The organism is Labrys okinawensis, from assembly GCF_047345005.1.
Classification (GTDB): domain Bacteria; phylum Pseudomonadota; class Alphaproteobacteria; order Rhizobiales; family Labraceae; genus Labrys; species Labrys okinawensis.
The window spans coordinates 5,966,308-5,990,765 of the sequence record NZ_CP178864.1; the positions used below are offsets into that span (position 1 = coordinate 5,966,308).

21 protein-coding genes are annotated in these 24,458 nt (G+C 64.5%); 12 read left to right on the plus strand and 9 right to left on the minus strand.

Annotated features, from left to right (window positions below; all coding sequences use genetic code 11):
* Nucleotides 1-339: 339 nt before the first annotated feature.
* Nucleotides 340-1,704 (minus strand): ammonium transporter, encoded by a 1,365-nt coding sequence (locus tag ACMDCR_RS27815; RefSeq protein WP_413989722.1) that lies wholly within the window; start codon nucleotides 1,702-1,704, stop codon nucleotides 340-342.
* Between the two features lie 46 nt (nucleotides 1,705-1,750).
* Entirely contained in the window at nucleotides 1,751-2,089 is a 339-nt protein-coding gene (locus ACMDCR_RS27820; RefSeq protein WP_284313707.1) for a P-II family nitrogen regulator, read from the minus strand.
* Nucleotides 2,090-2,397: 308 nt separating this feature from the next.
* On the opposite strand from ACMDCR_RS27820, the gene ACMDCR_RS27825 reads away from it, so the two are divergent.
* Both ACMDCR_RS27825 and ACMDCR_RS27830 read left to right on the plus strand, forming a co-directional pair.
* Entirely contained in the window at nucleotides 2,398-3,042 is a 645-nt protein-coding gene (locus tag ACMDCR_RS27825) for a thermonuclease family protein (RefSeq protein ID WP_413989723.1), read from the plus strand.
* 58 nt (nucleotides 3,043-3,100) lie between these two features.
* On the plus strand, nucleotides 3,101-4,528 hold the full coding sequence (locus tag ACMDCR_RS27830; protein WP_413989724.1) for a M48 family metalloprotease: 1,428 nt from the start codon (nucleotides 3,101-3,103) through the stop codon (nucleotides 4,526-4,528).
* A 65-nt stretch (nucleotides 4,529-4,593) separates the two neighbouring features.
* On the opposite strand, the gene ACMDCR_RS27835 is transcribed toward ACMDCR_RS27830, so the two are convergent.
* The 4 genes from ACMDCR_RS27835 to ACMDCR_RS27850 form a co-directional block, all read right to left on the minus strand.
* Nucleotides 4,594-5,277 carry an RraA family protein gene (locus ACMDCR_RS27835; protein ID WP_413989725.1) on the minus strand — a complete coding sequence of 228 codons (684 nt, stop codon included), beginning with the start codon at nucleotides 5,275-5,277 and terminating at the stop codon, nucleotides 4,594-4,596.
* A gap of 18 nt (nucleotides 5,278-5,295) precedes the next feature.
* On the minus strand, nucleotides 5,296-6,468 hold the full coding sequence (locus ACMDCR_RS27840; RefSeq protein WP_413989726.1) for an alpha-hydroxy acid oxidase: 1,173 nt from the start codon (nucleotides 6,466-6,468) through the stop codon (nucleotides 5,296-5,298).
* Between the two features lie 5 nt (nucleotides 6,469-6,473).
* Nucleotides 6,474-7,331 (minus strand): amidohydrolase family protein, encoded by an 858-nt coding sequence (locus ACMDCR_RS27845; RefSeq protein WP_413989727.1) that lies wholly within the window; start codon nucleotides 7,329-7,331, stop codon nucleotides 6,474-6,476.
* 76 nt (nucleotides 7,332-7,407) lie between these two features.
* Nucleotides 7,408-8,922 carry an HAL/PAL/TAL family ammonia-lyase gene (locus tag ACMDCR_RS27850; protein WP_413989728.1) on the minus strand — a complete coding sequence of 505 codons (1,515 nt, stop codon included), beginning with the start codon at nucleotides 8,920-8,922 and terminating at the stop codon, nucleotides 7,408-7,410.
* A gap of 101 nt (nucleotides 8,923-9,023) precedes the next feature.
* Here ACMDCR_RS27850 and gloB point away from each other — a divergent pair, with 101 nt between their 5' ends.
* From gloB to ACMDCR_RS27890, 8 genes are all read left to right on the plus strand, one after another.
* Nucleotides 9,024-9,791 carry a hydroxyacylglutathione hydrolase gene (gloB, locus tag ACMDCR_RS27855; protein WP_413989729.1) on the plus strand — a complete coding sequence of 256 codons (768 nt, stop codon included), beginning with the start codon at nucleotides 9,024-9,026 and terminating at the stop codon, nucleotides 9,789-9,791.
* A 12-nt stretch (nucleotides 9,792-9,803) separates the two neighbouring features.
* Nucleotides 9,804-10,403: a hypothetical protein gene (locus ACMDCR_RS27860; protein WP_413989730.1), complete on the plus strand. Its 600-nt coding sequence runs from the start codon at nucleotides 9,804-9,806 to the stop codon at nucleotides 10,401-10,403.
* A gap of 252 nt (nucleotides 10,404-10,655) precedes the next feature.
* Entirely contained in the window at nucleotides 10,656-10,778 is a 123-nt protein-coding gene (gene kdpF, locus ACMDCR_RS27865; protein WP_413989731.1) for a K(+)-transporting ATPase subunit F, read from the plus strand.
* Between the two features lie 177 nt (nucleotides 10,779-10,955).
* A complete protein-coding gene (kdpA, locus tag ACMDCR_RS27870) occupies nucleotides 10,956-12,665 on the plus strand; it encodes a potassium-transporting ATPase subunit KdpA (RefSeq protein ID WP_413989732.1) in 1,710 nt (569 codons plus the stop codon).
* Between the two features lie 12 nt (nucleotides 12,666-12,677).
* A complete protein-coding gene (gene kdpB / locus ACMDCR_RS27875) occupies nucleotides 12,678-14,729 on the plus strand; it encodes a potassium-transporting ATPase subunit KdpB (protein WP_413989733.1) in 2,052 nt (683 codons plus the stop codon).
* Nucleotides 14,730-14,740: 11 nt separating this feature from the next.
* A complete protein-coding gene (gene kdpC, locus ACMDCR_RS27880; RefSeq protein ID WP_413989734.1) occupies nucleotides 14,741-15,346 on the plus strand; it encodes a potassium-transporting ATPase subunit KdpC in 606 nt (201 codons plus the stop codon).
* A gap of 250 nt (nucleotides 15,347-15,596) precedes the next feature.
* Nucleotides 15,597-18,266 (plus strand): ATP-binding protein, encoded by a 2,670-nt coding sequence (locus ACMDCR_RS27885; protein WP_413989735.1) that lies wholly within the window; start codon nucleotides 15,597-15,599, stop codon nucleotides 18,264-18,266.
* A 277-nt stretch (nucleotides 18,267-18,543) separates the two neighbouring features.
* On the plus strand, nucleotides 18,544-19,224 hold the full coding sequence (locus ACMDCR_RS27890; RefSeq protein ID WP_284313720.1) for a response regulator: 681 nt from the start codon (nucleotides 18,544-18,546) through the stop codon (nucleotides 19,222-19,224).
* 92 nt (nucleotides 19,225-19,316) lie between these two features.
* Here the strand turns inward: ACMDCR_RS27890 and ACMDCR_RS27895 are convergent, their stop codons facing one another.
* Entirely contained in the window at nucleotides 19,317-19,916 is a 600-nt protein-coding gene (locus tag ACMDCR_RS27895) for a LysE/ArgO family amino acid transporter (RefSeq protein WP_413989736.1), read from the minus strand.
* 91 nt (nucleotides 19,917-20,007) lie between these two features.
* Here ACMDCR_RS27895 and ACMDCR_RS27900 point away from each other — a divergent pair, with 91 nt between their 5' ends.
* A complete protein-coding gene (locus ACMDCR_RS27900) occupies nucleotides 20,008-20,967 on the plus strand; it encodes a LysR family transcriptional regulator ArgP (protein WP_413989737.1) in 960 nt (319 codons plus the stop codon).
* A gap of 42 nt (nucleotides 20,968-21,009) precedes the next feature.
* On the opposite strand, the gene ACMDCR_RS27905 is transcribed toward ACMDCR_RS27900, so the two are convergent.
* The gene (locus tag ACMDCR_RS27905) at nucleotides 21,010-21,906 is read right to left on the minus strand and encodes an aldose 1-epimerase (protein ID WP_413989738.1); all 897 of its coding nucleotides are present in this window, start codon (nucleotides 21,904-21,906) and stop codon (nucleotides 21,010-21,012) included.
* Between the two features lie 205 nt (nucleotides 21,907-22,111).
* Nucleotides 22,112-22,780: a class I SAM-dependent methyltransferase gene (locus ACMDCR_RS27910; RefSeq protein ID WP_413989739.1), complete on the minus strand. Its 669-nt coding sequence runs from the start codon at nucleotides 22,778-22,780 to the stop codon at nucleotides 22,112-22,114.
* Nucleotides 22,781-22,920: 140 nt separating this feature from the next.
* On the opposite strand from ACMDCR_RS27910, the gene ACMDCR_RS27915 reads away from it, so the two are divergent.
* On the plus strand, nucleotides 22,921-23,958 hold the full coding sequence (locus ACMDCR_RS27915; RefSeq protein ID WP_413989740.1) for an aldo/keto reductase: 1,038 nt from the start codon (nucleotides 22,921-22,923) through the stop codon (nucleotides 23,956-23,958).
* The last annotated feature ends 500 nt before the right edge of the window (nucleotides 23,959-24,458 follow it).

Genomic DNA, 24,458 nt, shown 5'->3' on the forward strand with positions numbered 1-24,458 from the left:
GTCCTGTCATTTTTCGTGAGGGAAAGGCGAACTGAAAAATCTGGCTTTGACCGCAAGGTAAAGCAGGTTTCACGCGCAATAATCGCAAAAATCCGGAGATTGAGGGGGTGAAAAGCTCCGAAAATCTCCTGCTCCAAATACGACCGGTGCTGTCGCATTTCGGACAGCATCGTTAACCAGTCCGATATGAAGAGAGGGTCGGCGCTGCATTAATTTTGATGCCAGCCCAAATTTTTCCTCTGCGAGCCGGGCTCGGGGTCGGTATTCCCGTGGCAAGACGCCGAAAAGCCCCGGCTTTCGCCGAGGCCTTCCGGTTTGGATAGCGGACTATCCGAGGGATCAGTGATGCACGGTCTCGCCGTGGAGGTTGATGTCGAGGCCCTCGACTTCGATTTCCTTGGAGACGCGCAGGCCGATCGTCAGGTCGATGACCTTCAGGATGATGTAGGTGGCAATGGCGCAGTAGACGAAGGAAACCGCCACGCCATAGAACTGGGTACCGATCTGGGCAAAGTTGCCGTCATAGATCCAGCCCTTGCCGGCTGAGTTGATCGCGTTTGAAGCGAAGACGCCGGTGAGGAGGGCGCCGAGCGCACCGCCCACGCCATGCACGCCCCAGGCGTCGAGGGCGTCGTCATAGCCGAACACCTTTTTCATCTGCACGGCCGAGAGATAGCAGATGATGCCGGCGAGGATGCCAATGAGGAGGGCACCGGTCGGATTGACGAAACCGGAGGCGGGCGTGATGGCTACCAGACCAGCGACGGCGCCGGAGATCATGCCGAGGATCGAGGGCTTCTTGGCCACGATCCATTCGACGAACATCCAGGCCAGCGAGGCTGCGGCGGTGGCGATCTGGGTCGCGGCCATGGCCATGCCGGCATTGACGTTCGAGGTCACGGCTGAACCCGCATTGAAGCCGAACCAGCCCACCCATAGGAGCGAGGCGCCGATCAGCGAGAGCACGAGATTGTGGGGCGCCATGTTCTCGGTGCCGTAGCCAACGCGCTTGCCGATCACGAGGCAGGAGATGAGAGCGGCCGTACCGGCATTGAGATGCACGACGGTGCCGCCGGCATAGTCAAGCACGCCGGAGGTACCGAGCATGCCGCCGCCCCAGACCCAGTGGGCGATCGGGCAGTAGACGAGGAGCAGCCACAGCCCCATGAACCACAGGAAGGCCGAGAACTTCATGCGGTCGGCAAAGGCACCGGCGATCAGCGCGGGCGTGATGATCGCGAAGGTCATCTGGAAGCACATATAGACCGACTCAGGAATGGTCGGCGCCAGCGCGCTGGTGGCATTCAGGCCCATCGGCCGCAGCAGGGCATAGGAGAAGCCACCGAGCCAGGACTGGTGCGAGCCACCGTCGGTAAAGGCCAGGCTGTAGCCCACCAGCATCCACAGCACCGTGACGAGAGCGGTACAGGCGAAGCTCTGGCCGAGAACAGCCAGGACGTTCTTTTCGCGGACCATGCCGCCATAGAACAGTGCCAGACCCGGAATGGTCATCATCAGAACGAGCGCGGTGGAGGTCAGCATCCAGGCCGTGTCGCCAGTATCGATCTTCGGCGCGGCGGCCGCCGCGGCCGGAGCAGCTGCTGCGGCATCGGGGGCGGTCTGTGCCAAGGCGGGCAGCGCAATCAGCAGGCTGACGGCGATCAGCGCGGGCACCGCATATTTGAGGGATCGGGTAAGTGTCATCGAGCGGAAATCCTGTCTCGTACAGTGGGTGTCCAGGGAGCGGGTCTCAGAGGGCGTCGCCATCGCGCTCGCCGGTGCGGATGCGCACGGCGGTTTCGAGCGGGGTGACAAAGATCTTGCCGTCGCCGATCTGGCCGGTCTTGGCGGCCGCGGTGACCGCATCGATCACCTTGCTCACCAGTTCCGAGGGAACGGCGACTTCGATCTTCAGCTTCGGCAGGAAACTCACGGCATATTCGGCGCCGCGATAGATTTCCGTATGCCCCTTCTGCCTTCCGTAACCCTTGACCTCGGTCACGGTCAGACCGTGCACGCCCAAGGCGGTGAGTGCATCGCGCACCTCCTCGAGCTTGAACGGCTTGATGACGGCCATCACTATTTTCATGCTGTTCTATCCCCTTCGAGAACCGGTTACTCCGACCTCGGACACGAGCTTCACCGCAATGCGAGCCTTCGGAAGGAAAGTCGCGTCACGGCCTGCCCCGCCCTTTCAAGTGGCGTGCCAACCGCGCGCCGATGTGCTAACACCATGAAAAATCATACGAAAAACCTTAACTGCTGCTTTTGGAATCAGGGATGCCCGCAAGGTATGCACAAAAAATAGGCAAAACGTTCGCAATTGTGGCATTTTGGGGAGTAGCGGCGCCGACATTGGGCGATCCTTGTGCAATCGGGGCGCAGTCAGGCGAGAGCGTGACGATTTCAGACACGAATGCGGACGGCCACCTCGTCCTTGCCGATGGGCGAGAGGTGCGTCTGACGGGTCTCGATCAAGCCTCGCTGCGCCTGCCGCCCCTGGCCGGAGCCGGCGCGACGCTGATTGCGGCGACGGGCCCCGATCGCCATGGCGCCCTGCGCGGCGCGCTCTATGTCGATGGTCGCGATCTTGCATCGGATCTTGCCGCCAGGGGGCTGGCGCGCATCCGCCCGGCCATCGGGGACGAAGCCTGTTACACAGAATTAATGAGTGCAGAGGACAATGCCCGCCGGGCTCGGCTTGGCCTCTGGGCCGATCCGGGCTATGCAGTCGCCGATGCGGCGGCTCCAGAGGCCGTTGCCCGCCATGTCGATGGCTTTGCCATTGTGGCGGGACGCGTGCTGCATGTTGGAGTGACGAAGACGACCGTGTGGATCGATTTCGGCAAAATTTGGCGGGAAGACGTGACCTTGGCGATTCCCGCCAAACAATGGCCACGGTTCGAAGCCAGCGGTCTTTCCGCCGCGATCCTTGAGGGCAGCTACATCAGGGCACGCGGTATTGTAACCATGCGGGATGGGCCGCGTATCGAAATTACCGAGCCGGCGGCGATCGAAAAGGTCTCGCCGGTGTCGCCGTGAAAGGATCGGGGTACTGAGCGGGATGCTGGTCGGGCGTGGGGCAGGATATCGGAACTGGGTGCGGTTGAGCACCCTGGCGCTTGCGCTTGGCCTTGCCTCCTGCGCCTCGGTCTCCGACAACGATCCACCGGTGACGCAGACCGCAAGCGCCACCACACCGACTTCGCTGCCGGCGGAAGCCCCGCGCGTGATCGCTCCGCCCAACGCCGACGAGCGCGAGAGCGCGCGCGTGCTCGCGGCTTATGGGGGCGCTTATCGCAACGCCAGGCTCGAGCGCTATCTCGACGATCTCGTCCAGCGCCTCGCCGCGCAGTCGGACCGGCCGGACATCCCCTACAAGCTGACGGTACTCAACGCCTCCTCGATCAATGCCTTCGCCCTACCCTCGGGCAAGCTCTTCGTCACCCGCGGCCTCCTGGCGCTCGCCAACGACGATGCCGAGATCGCGGCTGTGATCGCCCATGAGATGGCGCATGTCTCCGCCCGCCATGCCCAGGCGCGTGCCGATGCCGAGCGCAACACCCAGCTCGTCTCTGGTGTCGGCGACATGCTGCACAACACCTCCCTGGCGACGTCGAGCCAGGGCAGCCTCGCCGCATTCTCGCGCCAGCAGGAGATTGCCGCAGACGAGATCGGCATCCGCACCATCGCCAAGGCGGCCTTCGATCCTTATGGCGCCTCCCGCTTCCTGACTTCGATGCGCCGTCAGGTCGAAGCGCGGGGGCGGCCGGCCACGCCGGACTTCCTCTCCACCCATCCCTCGACGCCGGAGCGCATCGCCAAGGCGAACGAGGAGGCGGCGCAATATGGCCAGCCCGGCTCCGGGGAACATGACAAGTTCGGTTATCTCTCGGTGATCGACGGCCTCACCTATGGCGAGGATCCGAGTCAGGGCTACGTGCAGGGGCGTGTTTTCTGGCAGCCGCGCCTCGCGTTCACCTTCACCGCGCCGCCCAACTTCACGCTCGACAATACGCCGCAGGCCATTCTCGGTGTCGACGGAAATGGCAGGGCGCTGCGTCTCGACACGGTGAAGACCAAGGACGACCAGTCGCTTTCGGCCTATCTCGGCTCGGGCTGGATCTCGGGCGTCGACACCGGTTCAATCACCACGCTCAACATCAATGGCAACGAAGCAGCCACAGCCGTCGCCCGCGGGCAGGACTGGAGCTTCCGCCTCTATGCCATCCGTTTCGGCAGCGACGTCTATCGCCTGATCCTGGCCGCTCGCAACCTCGACTCCTCCACCGATGCCCTGTTCCAGCAGACGGCCAGCAGCTTCCGCCGCATGACGCCGGATGAGCAGCGCAACGTGCATCCGGAGCATATCGACATCGTCACCGTGCGTGCCGGCGATACACTGCAGTCCCTGGCGGCGCGCATGGTCGAGCCGCAGGACCAGCTCGAGCGCTTCCTGGTGCTGAACGGCTTCGACGACAACACGCCGATCAAGCCGGGCGACCGGGTGAAGATCATCGCACAGTAACTGTTCCTTGGAGCACGGACCGTCCGACACTCTCTTGAGTGTCGCAGGGACGTCCGCGCTCCCAGTTACACCTCCTTGAACCGCCCCGCATCGACCATGGCCTGGATGAAGCCGGGCACCTTCAGGCCTGCCTTCACCCTCGCATCGAAATCCGCCTCCGCCGCCTTGACCACGGCAAGGCGGGCGATCGTTTCCCCGATGCGGGCGAAGGGTACGACCACCACGCCATCCTCATCACCCACGACGATATCGCCGGCACTCACGGCGACGCCGCCCATCACCACGGGAAAGCCCACGGTCCCCGGGCCGTTGCGCACGGGCGAGTTGGGGGTCACGCCGGCGGCGAAGCACGGCAGGCCGACGGCCCGGAGGCCGATCTGGTCGCGCACCAGGCCGTCGGTGACGAAGGCGGCGATGCCGGCATTCTTCATCATGCCGAGCATGAGGTCGCCAATGACGGCCACTTCGTGGAAGCTGTCGGCCGCGCACATCACGACATCGCCGGGCTGGGCCGCCAGGATGGTGCCGAAGGCGGCGAGATTGTCGTTGGCGCCGGTGTGGCAGGGCAGAGCCACGCCGTGGAAAGACTGCGCCGTGGTGATCGGCTTGATGCGGTAATTCACCGCTCCGCGCCCGTTCATGGCGTCAACCACGAAGCCGGCCTGCACGCCGGCAAAGGCGGCGACCTGTTCGGCGGTGGGCCGCGGGAAATTGCGGCGAATCTGCAGGAGCGGCGGGTCTTCGATCATGGTCCAGTATCCCAATCTTCAGTGAAATGAGCTTCGGCGGATGAGGCCCGGCTTGATGTCGGCAATGCTGCGCAGGCCGCACAGGCCCATGACACGGTCGATCTCGCGCCGGAAGGTCCCGAGCACGTGGGTGACACCGGCTTCGCCCGCGACAGCGACGCCCCACAGATGCGGGCGCCCCTCCAGGCAGGCGGTGGCACCAAGCGCGAGCGCCTTCACCATATCGGCGCCGCGACGGATGCCGCCATCGACGAGCACCGGCATGCGGCCCTGTACTGCCTCGACCACGGCAGGCAGTGCATCGAGCGAGCCGATGGCGCCGTCGAGCTGGCGTCCGCCATGGTTGGAGACGATGACGGCATCGATGCCGCGCTGCAGCGCCTCGCGTGCCTCGTCGGGATGCAGCACGCCCTTGAGGATCAGCGGACCCCGCCATTGCGCGCGCAGGGCATCGACATCCGCCCAGTTCATCCCCTGGTCGAGCAGCGACTGCATGCGCGCGGCCAGGGTCTTGATATCGGCGTTCTCGCCATCCCGCACATAATTGCCGAAATTGATGCGCTGGAGTTCCTCGCGCATGCGCCAGAGCCAGGGCGCCTTGAGCGCCATGCCGGCGAGATCGAGCGGGCCGAAGCGCGGCGGGATGGAAAAGCCGTTGCGCAGGTCGCGCTCGCGCTTGCCGAGCACCTGGTTGTCGGTGGTGAGCACCAGCGCGTCATAGCCTGCCGCCTCGGCCCGGCTGGCGAGCTCGCGCGTGAAACCGCGATCCCTGTAGATGAAGACCTGCATCCAGCGCGGCGAGGCGCCCGTGCCGGCAACATCCTCGAGCGTGCAGACAGAGCCATGGCTGAGGCAGAAGGCCGTGCCGGCGGCCGCGGCGGCGCGGGCGATGCATTTCTCGGCTTGCGGCCAGAACAGGCCGGCAAGACCGGTCGGCCCCAGGATCAGCGGCATGCTGAGGCGGCGACCGAACAAGGTAATCGACAGATCGCGCTCCCCCGCCCCGTTCAGGGGCTTGGGCAGGAAGGCATAATCGCCGAACGCCGCCTCGTTGCGGCGCAGGGTCCATTCATCTTCCGCGGCGCCATCGGCGAAATCGAAGATGAATCGCGGGAGGGTCGAGCGGGCGAGCAGGCGCATGGCCCCAATGCTGTAGCCACCCGTCTGCAGATCCGGCTGGCCCAGCATCATCGGTCTCAGATCGCCAGGCGATAGAAGGCGATGGCATTGTCGCGGAACAGTTTGCGCCGCTCGTCCGGCGAGCAGCCATGCGTGATCTCGTCGACGATATGCACCCAGTCGGGATAGGTGCCGGCGAGCTCCAGCACATGCCAGTCGCTGCCGAACATCACGCGGTTGAAGCCGAAAGTCTCCAGTGCGTGCTCGATATAGGGCGTGATCTCGGACCGGGTCCAGTTGCGGTGATCGGCCTCGGTGCTCACGCCCGAGATCTTGCAATGCACGTTCGGCAATGCGGCGAGCCGCTTGAGATCGGCGCGCCAGGGATCCATCTCGCCCGCCTTGATCGCCGGCTTGGCGATATGGTCGAGCACGAAGCGGACCTCCGGGCACTGCTCGACCATGCGGATCGTGTTGGGCAGATGATGATGGAAGATGCAGATGTCGAAGGAAAGGTCGTGCTGCGCCAGCAGTTTCAGACCGGCGATGAAATCCGGCCGGATACAGAAATCGGGATCCGGCTGGTTCTGGATCAGCCGCCGCACGCCGCGCACGGGCTTGAGGGCGACCAGCTTTTCGAGATCCGCCTTGATGGCAACTCCTCGCTCCAGCGGCAGACAGGCGACAGCGCCACCAAGCCGCGGATCGGCGGCGGCGATATCCGACACCCAGGCCGCCTCGTCGAGATATTGTCCCTCATCGACATCGACCTCGACGAAAACGAATCGCTCGATCTCGACGGGCGAGGCTGCAGCCACGAGATCCGCCGGAGAAGCCTTCGGCCTCAGGCCCGGGGCATTGCGCGTCCACGCATAGCCGAGCCGGGCAGGATCGAGCAGATGCACATGGGCATCGACGATGGGATAGTCGAGCATGGGGTCGCCTCACCTGTTCGAACCGTCTGCGCGGCCTTGGTGTTGGCAGGGATGGTATGGTCTGACAAGTGGAGCGTCAACCGACCTTGGATGAAGAGGCACGGCTCCACTGCCCTGCCCAGATCGCCTCCGCCAGGCGCGAGACATCGGGTCCGCTCGGGCGGTCTTCTTCCAGCCTGTCGACATGGGCCCGCACGAAGTCCCGAATGCGCGCAGTGCCTCCACCCAGCTGCACATTGCCCCTCAGGTCGATGCTCTGGGCCGCCACAACCATCTCGCAGGCGGCCAGATAAAGCAGGCGCTCGGCACTTTCCGCCAGCTTGGTAACGGCGGCGGGCGCGTTGGCGGCATGGTCCTCGACCCCGTCGGCGGCATGAAGCAGGGCCAGCGTCGCTGGCTGGGCGCGGGCGCGGATCTCTCCCTCGAGGGCACTGATCACCTTTTGCAGCGTGGCGAAGCCGGTTCGGCTCTGGCCCATGGGCGTGAGGAAGCGCGGCTGATCGGAATATGAGGGCGACATCAGCTTGAGGGCGCGCTGGGCCGAGATGGTCGCCACATGGGACAGGGCTTGCGATAGTGCCTCGAAGCGCAAAGTGAAGCCGGTCATGTCGAAATTACCGTTCGACTTCAGTTGCCCGTCGACGATGACGGGATTGTCGCCCGAATGATTGAGCTCGAGCAGCACCATCGCCTCTGCCTCTGCATAAGCCGTGCGCGCCGCGCCATGCACCGGCGCAACGCAGCGGAAGGAGAGTGGATCCTGCACGCGACGGCTTGCCTTGTTCTCACCGAGCGGTCCGCCGGCCAGCAGGGCATAGACGTTCCTGGCCGCCTCGAGCTGGCCTGGCGCCGGACGCGCGGCGTTCACCGCTTCGGCCAGCGGCGAGATATTGGCGCCGAAGGCTTCCATCGAGAGGGCAGCGGCACGGTCGAGCGTATCGAGCGCCAGGCGCACGTCGGCCAGCGCCAGGGCCCCGCGTCCAGCGGAGGCGGCATTGGCGACGACAAGAGCATGGCCGTCCTTGGGACCGATCGGCACGGGCTGCAGGCCGGCACGCTTCAGCGCCTCGCCGCCGCCCATGCGCTCGCCGCCAATCTCGGCCTCGCCGTCGCCGAGCAGAGCAAGCGCCATATGGGCGAGCGGGGCGAGGTCGGCCGCACCGACGGAACCGATCGACGGCACGATGGGATGGAAGCCGGCATTGAGGGCATCGACGAGAGCCTGCGTCACCGCCAGCGACACGCCAGTCTGGCCGATGCTCATCCCGGCGACGCGGGCGGCCATCATGGCGCGCACCTCCTCGGCCGGCATCTCGCCGCCGACACCGACGGCGCGGGCGAAGGCGACACGGCGCTGAAAGGCGGCAAGATCGTCAGGCGAGAGGCGGGTATCGACGCCGGCACCGAGCCCGGTGGTGAGGCCATAGACCGGCTTGTTGTCCGCAATGGCCCTTTCGATCACCGAGCGCGACGCCCTGATGCGCTCCTGCGCCGCCGCCGAAAGCGCAGCCGGATGGCGGCCCCGCGCGATCGCGGTGAGCGCCTCGATCGTCAAGGGCCCATCGCCGATCACTACAGTTTCGCCAGACATTCCCAAGGGCTCCCGGATTGTGATTTTACGAAGCCCACTCCCTGCGTGACCTCGCGCGCTTGATCGCTTAGAAGGGTTTGCCCTTACAAGCGAGAGTGAAAATGAGCGCGCTGATCGAACTTTTCTTGTGCCGCACCGACAATTTTGGCGTGCTTGTCCACGATACCGACACCGGCCGCACCGCCGCCATCGACGCGCCCGAGGTCGAGGCGATCGAGGCTGCCCTCACCCGCCGCGGCTGGCGCCTTACCGATATCCTGGTCACGCATCACCATGAGGACCACGTCGCCGGCATCGAATCGCTGAAAGCCTCCTATGGCTGCCGCGTGGTTGCGGCCAAGGCCGACGCGCACCGCATTCCGGCGGTGGACGAGACGGTCGAGGAAGGCGGCAGCGTCTCGGTGGGCACGCTGACGGCTGGCATCATCGACACCCCCGGGCATACGGTGGGCCATATTTCCTATCATTTCCCTGAGCAGAAACTGCTCTTCGCCGCCGACACCTTGTTCTCGCTCGGCTGCGGACGGCTGTTCGAGGGCACGCCGGCGCAGATGTGGACCTCGCTCCTCAAGCTGCGCGCTCTGCCAGACGACACCGCGCTCTATTGCGGCCACGAATATACGCTCTCCAACGCCCGCTTCGCCGTGACGGTCGATCCCACCAACGAAGATCTTGCCAAGCGTGCGAAAGAGGTGGAGGCGCAGCGCGCCGAGCACGAATTCACCCTTCCCGTGCTGCTGGGCGCTGAAAAGCGCGAGAACCCCTTCCTGCGCGCCGACGCGCCCGCGGTCGCCAAGGCCGTCGGCCTGGAAGGCGCCGACGCGGCAACGGTGTTCGCCGAGCTGCGCGAACGCAAGAACAACTTCTGAGCCGAGGCTGGAATGGGACGCGAAGCTCTCGTCCCCTGCCGCTGGAACGGACGAAGCGCCGTGGCGAAGGCGCTGCTGGAATCGCACGAGTTGATTCTGCGCGGTGGGCTCAAGGGCCGCTTCGCGATTGCCGGGATGAGCGAGATCGGCGTCGAGGGCGAGGAGCTTCATTTCCGGGTCGGCGAGGATAGCCTCGCTTTGCAGCTCGGAGCCGACCTTGCCACGAGCTGGGCGAAGAAGCTCGCCACCCCGCCGCCAACCCTGGCGCAGAAACTCGGCATTGGGCCGGATAACAAGGCGTGGCTGATCGGCGAGGTGAAGGAGCCCATGCTGCTCGCGGCGCTCGCCAATGCGCAGGCATACATCATGGCCGAGGTACGGATCAGCCTCGCTGTCGTCGGCAGTGCCGCCGAGCTCGCACATGCAATGGCCCTGCATGAAGGCCTGCCTGCAGCCGTGCCAATCTGGATCGTGCATGGCAAGGGGCCACATTTCACCTTCGGCGAAGCGCAGGTGCGGCAAGCGATGCGGAAGGCTGGCTATCGCGACAACAAAGTCTCGGCCGTGTCGGAAACCCAGTCAGCCACGCGCTACGCCCGCTCCAAGGGATGAGCCGCCTGGGATCGCAGGCATCCTTGCCTGCTCTTGGGAATGCAACGCCTTTTGGCGGAGGAAGCGCAGGCTGGAAGCCTGCGATCCCAGGAATTCCTTACACTATCCTTATATCCCCGACCCACAATCGGAATCGAACCCTGACGCACTTTGGTGGCACACCCTGTCCATGCCCAATCGGGTAGGAGTTTGCCATGCTTGATCTTGCTTATGTGGCGCTTGGTGTCGGGGGACTGTTCGTGCTCGTCCTCTATGCCCGTGCCCTCGACCGGCTGTAAGGAGGACCCGATGTTCGATCCCATCCTCGGCCTTGTCGTCGCCCTCGCCCTCGGTGCGTATCTCGTTGCCACCTTGCTGAAGCCCGAGCGCTTTTAACTTCCCGTCTTTCGCCTTGCGTGTCCCAGCGCCGCCGGCCACCCCCGCGCCGGCGCGATGACACGCGACGGGAGCGGGGCCGCCTCATCGGGAAGGCGGGCCCGCTTCCTGCTTCCCACGCCCGCCCCGGGCCCTCGCCAAGTGCTGCGGGGGCCCGTATCCCTTTGGAGAACTTCCATGTCATTGAACGGATGGCTTCAGATCATCCTTCTGTTCGCCCTGGTCCTCGCAGTGGTCAAGCCACTGGGCGCCTACATGGCCCGTGTCTTCACCGGTGAGAGGACATTCCTCTCGCCCGTGCTGGCGCCCGTCGAGAAGGGCTTCTATGCCCTGTCCGGCATCGACCCGGCGAAAGAACAGAACTGGCTCACCTACACCATCGCCATGCTGGTGTTCAGCGCGGCCGGCTTTGCCTCGCTCTATGCGATCTTCCGCCTGCAGGCCTATCTGCCGCTGAACCCGCAAGGCTTTTCCAACCTGACGCCGGATCTCGCCTTCAACACCTCGGTGAGCTTTGTCACCAACACCAACTGGCAGTCCTATGCCGGAGAATCCACGATGAGCAATTTCAGCCAGATGGCTGGGCTCACCGTGCATAATTTCGTCTCGGCCGCCACCGGCATCGCCCTCGCCATTGCCGTCACCCGTGCCTTCATCCGCTCGGGCGCGACGACGCTCGGCAACTTCTGGGTCGATCTAACCCGCTGCACGCTTTACATCCTGCTGCCGATCGCCATCATCGTCGCCATCGCCTTCGTGGCCCTTGGCATTCCGCAGACCATGCTCGGCACCGTCGATGTCGGCACGCTGGAGGGCGCCAAGCAGACGCTGGCCATCGGCCCGATGGCCAGCCAGGAGGCGATCAAGCAGCTGGGCACCAATGGCGGCGGCTTCCTGAACGCAAATTCCGCCCACCCCTTCGAGAATCCGAGCGCGCTCGCCAATTATCTCTCGATCTTCTCCATGCTCGCGATCTCTTCGGCCCTGGTCTACACTTTCGGCCAGATGGTCGGCAGCCGCCGCCAGGGCTGGGCGCTGCTCTCGGCCATGGCCGTCGTGCTGATCGCCGGCGTCTGTGCGGTCTACTGGGCCGAGACGTTCGGCAATCCGATCCTCGCCCATCTCGGCGTCGATCCCAGCCTCGGCAACATGGAAGGCAAGGAAGTCCGCTTCGGCCAGGCCATGACGGCCGTGTTCGTGGCGGCCACCACGGGCCTGTCCTGCGGCGCCGTCAACGCCATGCATGCCTCGCTCACGCCGCTCGGCGGCCTTGTCCCGATGTTCCTGATCCAGCTGGGCGAAGTGCTGCCCGGCGGTGTCGGCTCGGGCCTCTACGGCATGGTCGTCTTCGTCGTGCTCAGCGTGTTCATCGCCGGCCTGATGGTCGGTCGCACGCCGGAGTTCCTCGGCAAGAAGATCGAGGCGCGCGAGATGAAATACGCCATGCTGGCGGTGCTGATCCTGCCGGTCTGCATCCTCGGCTTTGCCTCGATCTCCGCCATGGCGCCTTTCGGCATCTCGCAGATCGAAAATGCCGGCCCGCACGGCCTCAGCGAGATCCTCTACGCCTTCACCTCTGCGACCGGCAATAACGGCTCGGCCTTCGCAGGCCTGTCGGCCAACACGCCCTGGTACAACACCACGCTCGGCATCTCCATGGTCCTCGGTCGCTTCGGCTATGTCGTGCCCGTGATGGCCATCGCCGGCTCGCTGGTCGCCAAGACCAAGGTCCCCGCTTCGGCCGGCACCTTCCCCACCCATACGCCGCTCTTTGTCGGCCTCCTCGTCGGCGTCATCCTGATCGTCGGCGGCCTGCAATTCTTCCCCGCCCTCGCGCTGGGACCCATCGTCGAGCACTACCTGATGCTCGCCGGCACAACCTTCTGAGGAATGGCAATCATGTCATCCAAACCCACTGCTCCCTCCATGTTCGATGCGGCGATCCTGCTGCCTGCCATCAAGGATGCCTTCGTCAAGCTCGACCCAAGGCTGCTCGTCCGCAATCCGGTGATCTTCGTCACCGAGGTTGTGGCGGCCCTGGTCACGGTGCTCTGCCTGCGTGACCTCGTTACCGGCCAGGGTATCGTCTTCTCGGCCCAGATCGCCGCCTGGCTCTGGTTCACCGTGCTGTTCGCCACCTTTGCCGAAGCCGTCGCCGAAGGGCGCGGCAAGGCGCAGGCCGAAAGCCTGCGCAAGACCAAGTCGGACCTCAAGGCCAAGCGCCTGGCATCCCCGACCGCGGCCAACAGCAATTACCAGTTGATCGACGCGACCAAGCTCAATATGGGCGATGTCGTCATCGTCGAGGCGGGGGACCTCATCCCCGGTGATGGCGAGGTGATCGAGGGCGTCGCCTCGGTCAACGAGAGCGCCATCACAGGTGAGTCCGCCCCGGTGATCCGCGAATCAGGCGGCGACCGCTCGGCCGTCACCGGCGGCACGATGGTGCTGTCCGACTGGATCAAGGTGCGTATCACCACGCAGCCAGGCTCCTCCTTCATCGATCGCATGATCGCCCTCGTCGAGGGTGCCGAGCGCCAGAAAACCCCAAACGAGATCGCCCTCTCCATCCTGCTCTCGGGCATGACGCTGATCTTTCTGATCGCCGTCGTCACGCTTTGGGGCTTCGCGGGCTATTCCGGCACAGTGGTCTCGATCACCGTGCTGGTCGCCCTGCTGGTGACGCTGATCCCGACCACGATCGGTGGCCTCCTCTCGGCCATCGGCATCGCCGGCATGGACCGCCTGATCCGCTTCAACGTGATCGCGACCTCGGGCCGCGCGGTGGAGGCGGCCGGTGACGTCGACACTCTGCTGCTCGACAAGACCGGCACCATCACCTTCGGCAACCGCATGGCGACCGAATTCATCGCCGTGCCAGGCATCGGCGACGAGGAACTCGCCTCCGCCGTGCTGCTCGCCAGTCTCGCCGACGAGACGCCTGAGGGACGCTCGATCATCGCGCTCGCGCAAGGCGATTATGGCCTGAGGGAGCCGGATCTCACCTGCAAGAAGATCACCACCATCCCCTTCGCGGCGCAGACCCGCCTGTCGGGCATCGACATCGATGGCCGCTCCATCCGCAAGGGCGCCGTCGACTCTATCGTGAAGTTCGCCGGCACCACGCTCGATGCGGCTCCAGCCGCCTTCCGCCAGGCGGTGGAACGTGTGGCCCGCACCGGCGGCACGCCGCTGGGCGTCGCCGATGGCAGCCGCATCCTCGGCGTGGTGCATCTCAAGGATGTGGTCAAGCCCGGCATCAAGGAGCGCTTCGCCGAGCTCAGGGCCATGGGCATCCGTACCGTGATGGTGACGGGCGACAACCCGATCACCGCCGCCGCCATCGCGTCCGAGGCCGGCGTCGACGACTTCCTGGCCGAAGCCACGCCCGAGGAGAAGCTCGCCTATATACGCAAGGAGCAGACCGGCGGGCGCCTGATCGCCATGTGCGGCGACGGCACCAACGACGCCCCTGCCTTGGCCCAGGCCGATGTCGGCGTGGCCATGCAGACAGGCACCCAGGCCGCCCGCGAGGCCGGCAACATGGTGGACCTCGACTCCAGCCCCACCAAGCTGATCGAGATCGTCGGTATCGGCAAGCAATTGCTGATGACGCGCGGCTCGCTCACCACCTTCTCGATCGCCAACGACGTCGCGAAATACTTCGCCATCATCCCGGCTTTGTTCATCGCGACCTATCCGGCGCTCGGCGCGCTGAACGTGATGCAGCTGTCCTCGCCACAATCGGCGATCCTCTCGGCGGTGATTTTCAACGCCCTGATCATCATCGCCCTAATCCCGCTGGCGCTGAAGGGCGTCGCCTACAAGCCGGTCGGCGCGGCGGCCCTGCTGAGGCGCAACCTGCTGGTCTACGGCCTCGGCGGCATCATCGTGCCCTTCATCGGCATCAAGGCCATCGACCTCGTCGTAGCCACGCTGCATCTGGTGTGAAAGACAAACCCATGTTGACTCATATCCGCCCCGCCATCGTGATGATGGCCCTCTTCACCATCCTGCTCGGCGGGATCTATCCCTACTTCATCACCGGCATTGCCCAGGTGGCCTTTCCCTCGGCCGCCAATGGCAGCCTGGTGAGCCGCTACGGGACGGTGATAGGTTCGGCCCTGATCGGCCAGAACTTCACCTCGGACAAATATTTCCAGGGCCGCCCCTCGGCGACGTCGGGCACCGATCCGAACGATGCCACCAAGACGATCGCCCAGCCCTACAATGCCGACAACTCCACCGGCTCCAATCTTGGCCCGACCTCGAAGCCTCTCGTGGACCGCGTCACGGCCTCGATTGCCGACCTGCGCAAGCAGGGCGTGACCGGTGATATCCCGGCCGACGCCGTCACCACTTCCGGTTCCGGCCTCGACCCCGATATCACGCCGGCTGATGGCGCAATGCAGGTCGCCCGTATCGCCAAGGCGCGAAACCTGCCCGAAGATCAGGTGAAGAGCGTGCTCGACGCCCAGACCTCCGGCCGCCTGTTCGGCGTCATCGGTGAGCCGCATGTCAATGTTCTCGCGCTCAACCTCGCGCTTGATGCATTGACGACGAAGTGAGACCATTCGGCGAAAGGCGCGGCGCCTCCTCCACGAAGCTGGTGGAGGTGGCCTCGCGAAGCGAGATCGGAAGGGGTGTGGAAAGCAAGGCTGTGCTTCATCGGTAGCGCTCCGCGGCTGTGCAACCTGCTCAGGGCCGGCCTTTTTCCGACCACACCCCTCCCCTGCCCCTCCCCAGCTTCGTGGGGAGGGCGCGCCCGTGCCGGAGGGCGAGGTATCCGTCATTGATGTTCACTGCTTTCAAATTCTCATGCACCCACCATCCGACAAGCGACCCGATCCCAATGCCCTGCTCGCGCTCGCGGGCCGTGAGGGGCGAGGTCGCCTGACCGTCTTCCTCGGTGCGGCGCCGGGCGTCGGCAAGACCTACGCCATGCTCTCCCGGGCCCGGCGAGAGAAGGATGCCGGGGTCGACATGGTTGTCGGCATCGTGGAAACCCATGGCCGCTCCGAGACGGCAGCGCTGACCGAAGGGCTGGAGATCCTGCCTCGGCGGCAGATCGATTATCGCGGCCGCGAACTCGACGAATTCGACATCGATGCCGCCCTCGCCCGCCGGCCGAAGCTGATCATCGTCGACGAGCTTGCCCATACCAACGCACCGGACAGCCGCCACCCCAAGCGCTACCAGGATGTCGAGGAACTGATCGGCGCGGGCATCGACGTCTGGACGGCCCTGAACATCCAGCATCTCGAAAGCCTGGTCGACGTGGTCTCGCGCATCACCGGCGTCACCGTGCGCGAAAGCGTTCCGGACAGCGTGATCAAGAAAGCCGACGAGGTGATCGTCGTCGACATCACCCCGGCTGAACTCATCCAGCGCCTGGAGGCCGGCAAGGTCTATCTGCCCGAAAACGCCAAGCGCGCCGCCGACGGATTCTTCAAGCCCGGCAACCTGACCGCCCTGCGCGAGCTGGCGCTGCGGCGCACCACCGACCGCGTCGACGACCAGATGATCGCCTATCTCCGGCAGAACGCCATCGAAGGCCCATGGGAAACCGCGGATCGCCTGCTTGTCTGCATCGGCCCGGACGCACTGTCTGAAAAGGTGGTGCGGACGGCAAGCCGCCTCGCCGACGGGCTCAACGCCCACTGGCTGGTCGTTACCGTCGAGCGGCCCGGCCAGGACGCTGCCGATGCCACCGCAATGGCCCGGCTCGATGAGACATTCCGCCTGGCCGAACGTCTCGGCGCCGAGACGCAGCGCGTGAGCGGGCATGATTATGTCGGCGAAATCCTGCGCCTTGCGCGACGCGAGAATGCCACCCAGATCGTGCTTGGCCGTGGCGAATCCGGTTGGTGGCAGCGGCTGACCGGACGCTCTTTGCCCGACGCGCTGCTGCGCGAGTCCAGCGATATCGGCATCTGTGTCATCACCGACGGAGATAGTGACGCAGCGCCGCAGCACAGGAAGGGGCGCCGGTGGGAGATGCCGCCGTTGGTCAGCACCATCGGCTCGGCGGTCACCTCGGTCGCGGCGGCCGTCGCTCTTGGCAGGGGGTTGGAGTATTTCACGCCCCTGCCCAATCTTTCCATGCTCTTCCTGATGGCGGTGCTGGTTTGCGCCCTGACGGTTGGCCGGCTCAGCGCTATCGCAGCGGCGGTGCTATCCTTCCTCGCCTATAATTTCTTCTTCATCACGCCGGTCTACACCTTCACGGTCGCCGAACCCTATGAGCTCTTCGCGCTGGTGATCTTCCTCATCGTCGCCGTCACCACCGGCGATCTCGCCGGCCGCGTGCGCGACCGGGCCGAGGGCGCCGGACGGCGGGCGACAAATCTGCAGGCGCTCTACGAATTCTCGCGCAAGCTCTCGGGCATCACCAGCATCGATGACGTCGTCTGGGCCGGCGTCGCCCATGCGCAGGCAACGCTGCACGGCCAGGTGGTCATCGCCATCCCGGTCGAGGAAGAACTCACCGTTTCCGCCGCCTGGCCGCCCGACACCGTGCTCGATTCCACCGACATGACGGCCCTGCGCTGGGCCTTCGAGAAGCGCGAGAATGCCGGCAAGGGAACGGAAACGCTGCCCAATCTGCGCTTCCAGTTCCGGCCGATCATGGCGCCGCACGGCCCTGTCGGCGTGTTCGGCTTCGAGCAACCGAGGGACGCCCCGCCCCTCAGTCCGACCGAGGAGCGCGTGCTCGGCGCCATCCTCGACCAGACGGCGATCGCCATCGACCGCGCCCAGCTTGCCCGCGAGAATGCCCGCACCGTGGCGCTGGAGGAGAGCGAGAAGTTGCGCGGAGCCCTGCTCTCCTCGATCTCGCATGACTTGCGCACCCCGCTCTCCTCGATCACCGGTGCGGTCACTAGCCTGCGCGAATTCGGCCGCAAGATGAGCCCGGAAAGCCGCGACGACCTGCTCGCCTCCATCGAGGAGGAAGCCGCCCGCCTTTCGCGCTTCGTCTCCAATCTGCTCGACATGACGCGTATCGAGGCAGGCGCCCTCAATGCGAAGCGTGACTGGGTGGATGTTCCGGATGTCGTCCGCGCGGCGGTGGAACGAGCCCGCAAGGCCTTCCCGGAGCGGGCGATCGAGGTCAGTGTCGCCCCCGAGCTGCCGCCGGTACGCGGCGATTCCACCTTGCTCGGCCAGGTCCTGTTCAACCTGATCGACAACGCGCATAAATATGGCGGCGAGGATACGCCCACCACCATCTACGCCCGGCGCGAAGAGGGAGAGGTGGTGGTCACCGTGACCGACCAGGGCAAGGGCATACCGCCAGCGGACCTCGAACGGATCTTCGATAAGTTCTATCGCCGCGGCAAGGTGGACGGCCGCGCGGCAGGTACAGGCCTGGGCCTGTCCATCAGCCGCGGCTTCGTAGAGGCGATGGGCGGCACCATCACGGCCGAGAGTCCGGCCGTGAGGAAGCGCGGCACCCGCATTGTCATCCGCCTTCCAGTCAAGGCATGATGGTCCATAGTTAAATGACATTTCTTCATAAGAGAAAATGGTGGGGCCTGCGCAGCCCCTCACCTCTATCCTCTCCCCGTAAGAACGGGGCGAGGTGACTTCCACGTCGGGGATCAGTCTGAGAAGGCTCATCTCGCCCAACGGTTGGGCGAGATGAAAGGTGGGAGAATCAGTCGCGCCGGTCGTGCCCCCTCGCCCCATTTACGGGGAGAGGCTAGAGGTGAGGGGCTGCGCGACCTCGTAGATCTCGTGAATCCTCCTAAGGAAATCCTCCTTCATGCGTGTCCTGGTTGTCGACGACGAGCCCCAGATCCAGCGTTTCCTCAAGCCCGCCCTCTCGGCGGCAGGGTATGAGGTGACGGACGCCGCCAACGGCGCCGACGCCATGCGGCTGATCGCGACCTCCGCGCCGGATATCGTCATCCTCGATCTCGGCCTGCCAGACATGGACGGCAAGGACATCATCACGCGCGTACGCGAATGGTCGAAGGTGCCGATCATCGTGCTGTCCGCCCGCGACCGCGAGACCGAGAAGATCGCCGCCCTCGATCTTGGTGCCGACGATTATGTCGAAAAGCCCTTCGGCATCGGCGAGCTGATCGCCCGCATCCGCACTGCCTTGCGCCACAAGGCGCAGGACAGCGGCGCGGCCACCAAATTCGAGAGCGACGGCCTCGTCATCGACACCCTGAAACGCCTGGTCAGCCGTGACGGCGAACCGATCCGGGTGACGCCGAAGGAATACGACCTCCTCGCCATGCTGGTGCGGCATGCCGGGCGGGTGGTCACGCATCGCCAACTCCTCACCTCGGTGTGGGGCTCGGCACATGGGGATGACCTGCATTATCTCCGGGTGTTCATCGGCCAGCTTAGGGCCAAGATCGAGCGGGATCCTGCCAACCCCAGGATCATCCAGACCGAATCGGGGATCGGGTATCGGCTGAGGGATGAGGAGTGATTCCGGGTGCACGGGCATCTTGTCCGCATCTTGGAACCGTCGCACCCGCAGGAGAGGAAGATACGGACAAGATGCCCGTGCACCCGGAAGAATTACGCCGCCAGCTTCAGCGCCAGCCCGCACATCGTCATGCCGATCAGCACGTCGAGCACCCGCCACGCTCCCGGCTTGGCGAACATCGGCCGCAGCAATCGCGCGCCATAGCCGAGCGAGAAGAAGAACAGGAAGGAGGCCGTGCCCGCGCCGACACCGAAAGCGGTCTTGTCGCCACCATATTGCGTGGAGATCGAGCCGAGCAGCACCACCGTATCGAGATAGACATGGGGGTTGAGCCAGGTGAAGGCGAGGCAGGTGGCGAGCGTGCGCAGGAGCCCGTGCCCATCGGCATCCGAGGGAGAAAGACCGCCCTGGTTGATGAAAGCCGACCGGAAGCTGCGCAAGCCGTAGGCGGCGAGGAAGAGCGCGCCTCCATAGCGCATTACCGGCTCGATCCAGGGCACCGCCACGCCGACAACGCCGAAGCCGCTGATGCCGGCCGTGATCAGCACCGCATCCGACAGCGCGCAGGCGAGGCATATGGCAAAGACATGCTCGCGCCTCAGGCCCTGGCGCAGCACGAAGGCATTCTGTGCCCCGATCGCCACGATCATGCTGAGGCCGAGCAGGAAGCCAGCAAGAGCTGCAGTAACCATCGTCGCTTCTCCCGAAACGGAGATTTGACTAGCTGAAGCAATGGAATTAGAGAATTTAAATGATCTAATGCCAGATTAGAGAATCTAATTCATGCTGGATTATGCCCTGCTCGACGCCATGGCGGCCGTCATCCGCACCGGCAGCTTCGAAAAGGCGGCCCAGCAGATCGGTGTGACGCCATCGGCCATCTCGCAGCGCGTGAAACTCCTGGAGGAGCGGCTCGGCACCAGCCTGATCATTCGCGGCCAGCCCTGCACGGCCACCCCCGCCGGCAGCCGGCTGAGCCGCCACGTCGAGGAGATCGGCCTGATGGAGCACGTGCTCAGGGCCGATCTCGGCGATGTCTTGCCAGCCGGCCGGGCACCGACCATCCGTATCGCCGTCAACGCCGACAGCATGGCGACCTGGTTCGTGCCCGCCCTTGCGGGGCTTAATGGCCGGCTGTTCGACCTCGTGCTCGACGACGAAAGCAATACGGCCGAATGGCTGCGGCGGGGCGAGGTAAGCGCCGCAGTCAGCACCGCGCCGGGCCCCGTGCAAGGTTGCGGCAGCCGGGCTCTCGGCGCGCTGACCTATGTGGCCACCGCGAGCCCCGCCTTCATGCGGCGCTGGTTCGCGGACGGTGTAAGCGAAGCCGCCATCGCCGAAGCGCCCTGCCTGACCTTCAACAGCAAGGACGAGTTGCAGGATATCTGGATCGCACAGGTTTTCGGTCGGAGCGTGGCGAGATCCACTCACTGGATTCCTTCCTCCCACGGCTTCGTGGACGCCTCACTGGCCGGTATCGGCTGGGGCATGAATCCGGTGGCGTTGGTGGGCGAGCACCTGGCGGCCGGCCGGCTGTTGCAACTGATGCCGGGCCACCCGCTGCTCGTGCCTCTCCATTGGCACTGGAGCAGGGCGGTGGAGAGCGGACTGCGGGAGGTGACGGAGTCGGTGGTAAGGACGGCGCGGGAACGGCTGGGAGCGCGGACGTCGCCGTCCGCTCCAAACAACGAGGCGTCTGCAAGAGATCGGGCAACCGAAGCAGGTGGTTCAATGCCGGTCTGAAGACCGGCACACCGAAGAACGCTACACATGTAGCGCTCCCAGTTACGCCTTCATCCAGCGCATCCTCACTTTTCCGGCCATCCCTTCGCCCGGCGCGAGGCGTTTCAGCCCGCCGCCGTCGGCATGGTGATGCGCGTCGGCGCTATGGCTCATCGGCTCGAAGCAGAAGAACTCATAGGCGTAGCCGGGATCGAAGGCCGGATCCGACACGAAGATGAGATAGCGACCGAACAGAGGATCGGCTTCGATTTGGAGGTTCAGGCCGCTTTCGGCCCACGTGATCTCGGCCTTGCCGTCCCAGCCTTCAAACAATGTATTCACCCATTGTCGCGGCAAGGGCGCAGCCTGCGCAAACACGATATCGCCCGACACGTTCTTGCGCATGGTCGGCAGCCATTCGCCATCTTCCTCCCAATAATCGGAGGCGACCGCCGTGAGCCGGGTTCCGGGCGTCAACGGAAAATAGGGGTGCCACCCCAAGCCGAAGGGTAGCGCTGTCTCGCCGCGATTGGTTACGCCGAGCGCCATCTCAAGGACATTGCCATCGATGCGGATGGTCTGCTGGGCCTCGTAAACATAAGGCGTACCCGGCGCATGATGGGCCTGCAGGTCCAGCCGCACGAAATTCGGCGCTTGCTCGGCGACAACCCAGCGCGCCGTCCAGCCATCGCCGTGCAGATAATGCTTGTCCCAGGGCATGTTGGGCTGGAAAGCGTGGTCGCGGCCCTCGAAACGGAAGCGGTTGCCACGCACCCGGTTGCCGAAAGGCACGAGTGGGAAACTGGCGGCGTGCAGCGGATTGCGCTCCTCGCTTTCGGGTGGCGCACGCAGCAGAGGCACTTCACGGCCGCCCACCTTGGCCATGACGCGCCAGAGTGCCCCGCCCTGCGGTGCGACATCCACGATCAGCGCCTCGTTCTCCAACCTGATGTCACTCATGCGAGATACTCGATCACGACCAACCCTACCTTGCCAGCCGCCATCAACGCGTAAGCCTCCGCTGCTTCCACCCCGCGCCAGAGACGTCAATGACCTGTTTTTTTCTATGAATTTCTCAAGCCAGGCACAGCCTTGTGACGGCCTCCGGCCATCGAGCTAGACGTCAAATATATCATAATTAAAGAAACAAATAGGATAATTGATTTCAATCGACTCGTCGACAGGCGAGCATCGCATGGTCCCACCAGGGATTTACACCGAGCGCCTGATCCTTAACGGCAAAGCCCGCCGTGGCGAGTTCCTCCGTCAGCGACGCCAGCGGCCTCATCGTCCGGTAGGGCTCGCCATCCAGCATGAGGCAGCCGCGTTCGGCATCGAAACGGGCCTTCGCCTCAGCAGATTTGGGCGGCGCGACCATGCTGCTGACGAAGAACAACCCCTGGGGTCGGAGGATCCGGTGCACTTCCGCGAGGCAGGCGCTGCGGTCGGGGCCAATCAGGCAGTGCAGGCATTGACCATCGATCACAGCGTCGAACTGCCCGGCCGAAAAATGGGGCATCGCGCTGGCAAGGCCGACCTGGAAATGCCCATCCTGTCCCGCTTTGGCGAAGATCTCGCGTGCCCAGGCGATGGCGGTCGGCGAGATATCGATGCCCCAAACAGCATGGCCGCGCTCAGCCATCGCCAGCGCTGTGTGGGCATTGCCGCAACCGAGTTCCAGCACGTATGCCGGTGGTGGCGGAAAAATGCCCGTACGATGGAACCAGTCGAGCATGTTCAGGAGGCGCAAGGCCCTATCGGGCTCCGACACCACTGCCCATCCGGGCCGGCCCGCCGCGCGCAGACGCTGATACTCAGCCTCATAATCGAACATGAACCATTCCTGCTGCCTCGGATCAGAGATGGAAACATGGAGCCCCCTGAGTCGTCCCGGCTCTGGACAGCGCCGCTTTTGCCGCTACCATTGTCCGACAAATCACTCTCTAAGACGACAAACGTTCAGGGACGGAAACCATGACCTTGCCCACCTTGCCTGGCAATGCCGCACCACGCCGGCTCGGCCGCACATCGGTCTCGCTCACACCCGTGGGTCTCGGTGGCGGGCCTATGGGCGACATGTTCACCCATCTCGACGAAAACGACGTGCGCGCGACCTTCGATGCGGCCTGGGATGCGCAGATGCGCTATTTCGATACCTCTCCCTGGTATGGCCGGGGCATGAGCGAGCTGCGCTTCGGCGCCAGCCTGCGCCAGCGCCCGCGGGACGAGTACGTGCTTTCGACCAAGGTCGGCCGTGTCTTCGACCGGCCGCAGGATCCGGTAAACTTCAAGGGCCCATTCTGGGCCGGCGGGCTGAAGTTCCAGGAGCGCTTCGACTACACCTATGATGGCATCATGCGCTCCTACGACCAGAGCATGATGCGAACGGGCATCAATACTTTCGATCTCCTGCTGATCCACGACCTCGATGTCCGCCATGTCGGCTCGGCCGATCTCGTCGCCCAGCATTTCATCGATCTCGAGCGCTCCGGCTGGCGGGCGCTGGAGTCTCTGCGCCACTACAAGGAGATCAAGGGCATCGGCGCCGGCGTCAACGATCTCGGGACCATCCCGGAAATGCTGAAGCGATTCGATATCGATTTCTTCCTGGTGGCGATGCCCTACACGCTGCTCGACCAGGGACCGCTCGACCTCGAGTTCCCGCTCTGCCAGGAGCGCGGCGTCGGCGTGGTGATCGGCGCGCCCTTCGCCTCAGGCATCCTCGCCACCGGCACCAGCGTGCCGACGCCTTATTACCGCTACATGCCGGCCGAGCCTCCGGTGATCGAGAAGATGAAGAAGATCGAGGCGGTCTGCGCCGTCCACAAGGTGCCGCTCAAGGCTGCCGCCTTCCAGTTTGTGCTGCGCCATCCCATCGTCGCCAGCGTGATTTCAGGGGCCGTGACACCCGAACAGGCCCGGGAGAACGTCAACTTGCTCGGCGTAGAGATTCCCGATGCCTTCTGGAGCGACCTCAAGCATCAGGGGCTGATCGACACGCGGGCACCCTAGGAGTGAAACAGCATAGCCGGCTATGACGGAGGGTCGACGGCGTTGGACCCGTCTCAAATGCCGCAACGGCCTCCCGTCGCAGCCCGACTGCAAGTCACGCAATAAACTAAGTCCCATGACTGACCCCGCGTTGTACAGTCTTCAACGGGGTCGGTGAATACCTTACTCAAGGAAATGCACCCGACTATCCATCCTGGCCTGTCGCAGCTGCACGCGCGCTGCTGAGCGAAGTCAGCTCGACTTCCCTCCTACGTCATACGACGGATAACCCTATTCGCAAGACGTATGCATCATTCCGCCCGGGTCCAAAAGGAAAACTGGAAGAAAAGCATCCGAAGCGCCTGGATGCTTCCCACCAAGAACTCCCCCCTCGGCCTGCCACCGATGCCGATGAGGAATATCTTTGAGCGAATACACACTTGCTAAGACCCAACCTTCGTATCGTAGAGAAGAACATATTTTATCTCTTACAGATCTTATTTGTTCGACAAAATTAAAAA

Excerpts from the sequence above, each read along its gene's own strand:
- ACMDCR_RS27815 (WP_413989722.1), bottom strand. The coding sequence starts at position 1,704 with ATGACACTTACCCGATCCCTCAAATATGCGGTGCCCGCGCTGATCGCC.
- ACMDCR_RS27820 (WP_284313707.1), bottom strand. The coding sequence starts at position 2,089 with ATGAAAATAGTGATGGCCGTCATCAAGCCGTTCAAGCTCGAGGAGGTG.
- ACMDCR_RS27835 (WP_413989725.1), bottom strand. The coding sequence starts at position 5,277 with ATGATCGAAGACCCGCCGCTCCTGCAGATTCGCCGCAATTTCCCGCGG.
- ACMDCR_RS27840 (WP_413989726.1), bottom strand. The coding sequence starts at position 6,468 with ATGATGCTGGGCCAGCCGGATCTGCAGACGGGTGGCTACAGCATTGGG.
- ACMDCR_RS27845 (WP_413989727.1), bottom strand. The coding sequence starts at position 7,331 with ATGCTCGACTATCCCATCGTCGATGCCCATGTGCATCTGCTCGATCCT.
- ACMDCR_RS27850 (WP_413989728.1), bottom strand. The coding sequence starts at position 8,922 with ATGTCTGGCGAAACTGTAGTGATCGGCGATGGGCCCTTGACGATCGAG.
- gloB (WP_413989729.1), top strand. The coding sequence starts at position 9,024 with ATGAGCGCGCTGATCGAACTTTTCTTGTGCCGCACCGACAATTTTGGC.
- ACMDCR_RS27860 (WP_413989730.1), top strand. The coding sequence starts at position 9,804 with ATGGGACGCGAAGCTCTCGTCCCCTGCCGCTGGAACGGACGAAGCGCC.
- kdpF (WP_413989731.1), top strand. The coding sequence starts at position 10,656 with ATGCCCGTGCCCTCGACCGGCTGTAAGGAGGACCCGATGTTCGATCCC.
- kdpA (WP_413989732.1), top strand. The coding sequence starts at position 10,956 with ATGTCATTGAACGGATGGCTTCAGATCATCCTTCTGTTCGCCCTGGTC.
- kdpB (WP_413989733.1), top strand. The coding sequence starts at position 12,678 with ATGTCATCCAAACCCACTGCTCCCTCCATGTTCGATGCGGCGATCCTG.
- kdpC (WP_413989734.1), top strand. The coding sequence starts at position 14,741 with ATGTTGACTCATATCCGCCCCGCCATCGTGATGATGGCCCTCTTCACC.
- ACMDCR_RS27885 (WP_413989735.1), top strand. The coding sequence starts at position 15,597 with ATGCACCCACCATCCGACAAGCGACCCGATCCCAATGCCCTGCTCGCG.
- ACMDCR_RS27890 (WP_284313720.1), top strand. The coding sequence starts at position 18,544 with ATGCGTGTCCTGGTTGTCGACGACGAGCCCCAGATCCAGCGTTTCCTC.
- ACMDCR_RS27895 (WP_413989736.1), bottom strand. The coding sequence starts at position 19,916 with ATGGTTACTGCAGCTCTTGCTGGCTTCCTGCTCGGCCTCAGCATGATC.
- ACMDCR_RS27900 (WP_413989737.1), top strand. The coding sequence starts at position 20,008 with ATGCTGGATTATGCCCTGCTCGACGCCATGGCGGCCGTCATCCGCACC.
- ACMDCR_RS27905 (WP_413989738.1), bottom strand. The coding sequence starts at position 21,906 with ATGAGTGACATCAGGTTGGAGAACGAGGCGCTGATCGTGGATGTCGCA.
- ACMDCR_RS27910 (WP_413989739.1), bottom strand. The coding sequence starts at position 22,780 with ATGTTCGATTATGAGGCTGAGTATCAGCGTCTGCGCGCGGCGGGCCGG.
- ACMDCR_RS27915 (WP_413989740.1), top strand. The coding sequence starts at position 22,921 with ATGACCTTGCCCACCTTGCCTGGCAATGCCGCACCACGCCGGCTCGGC.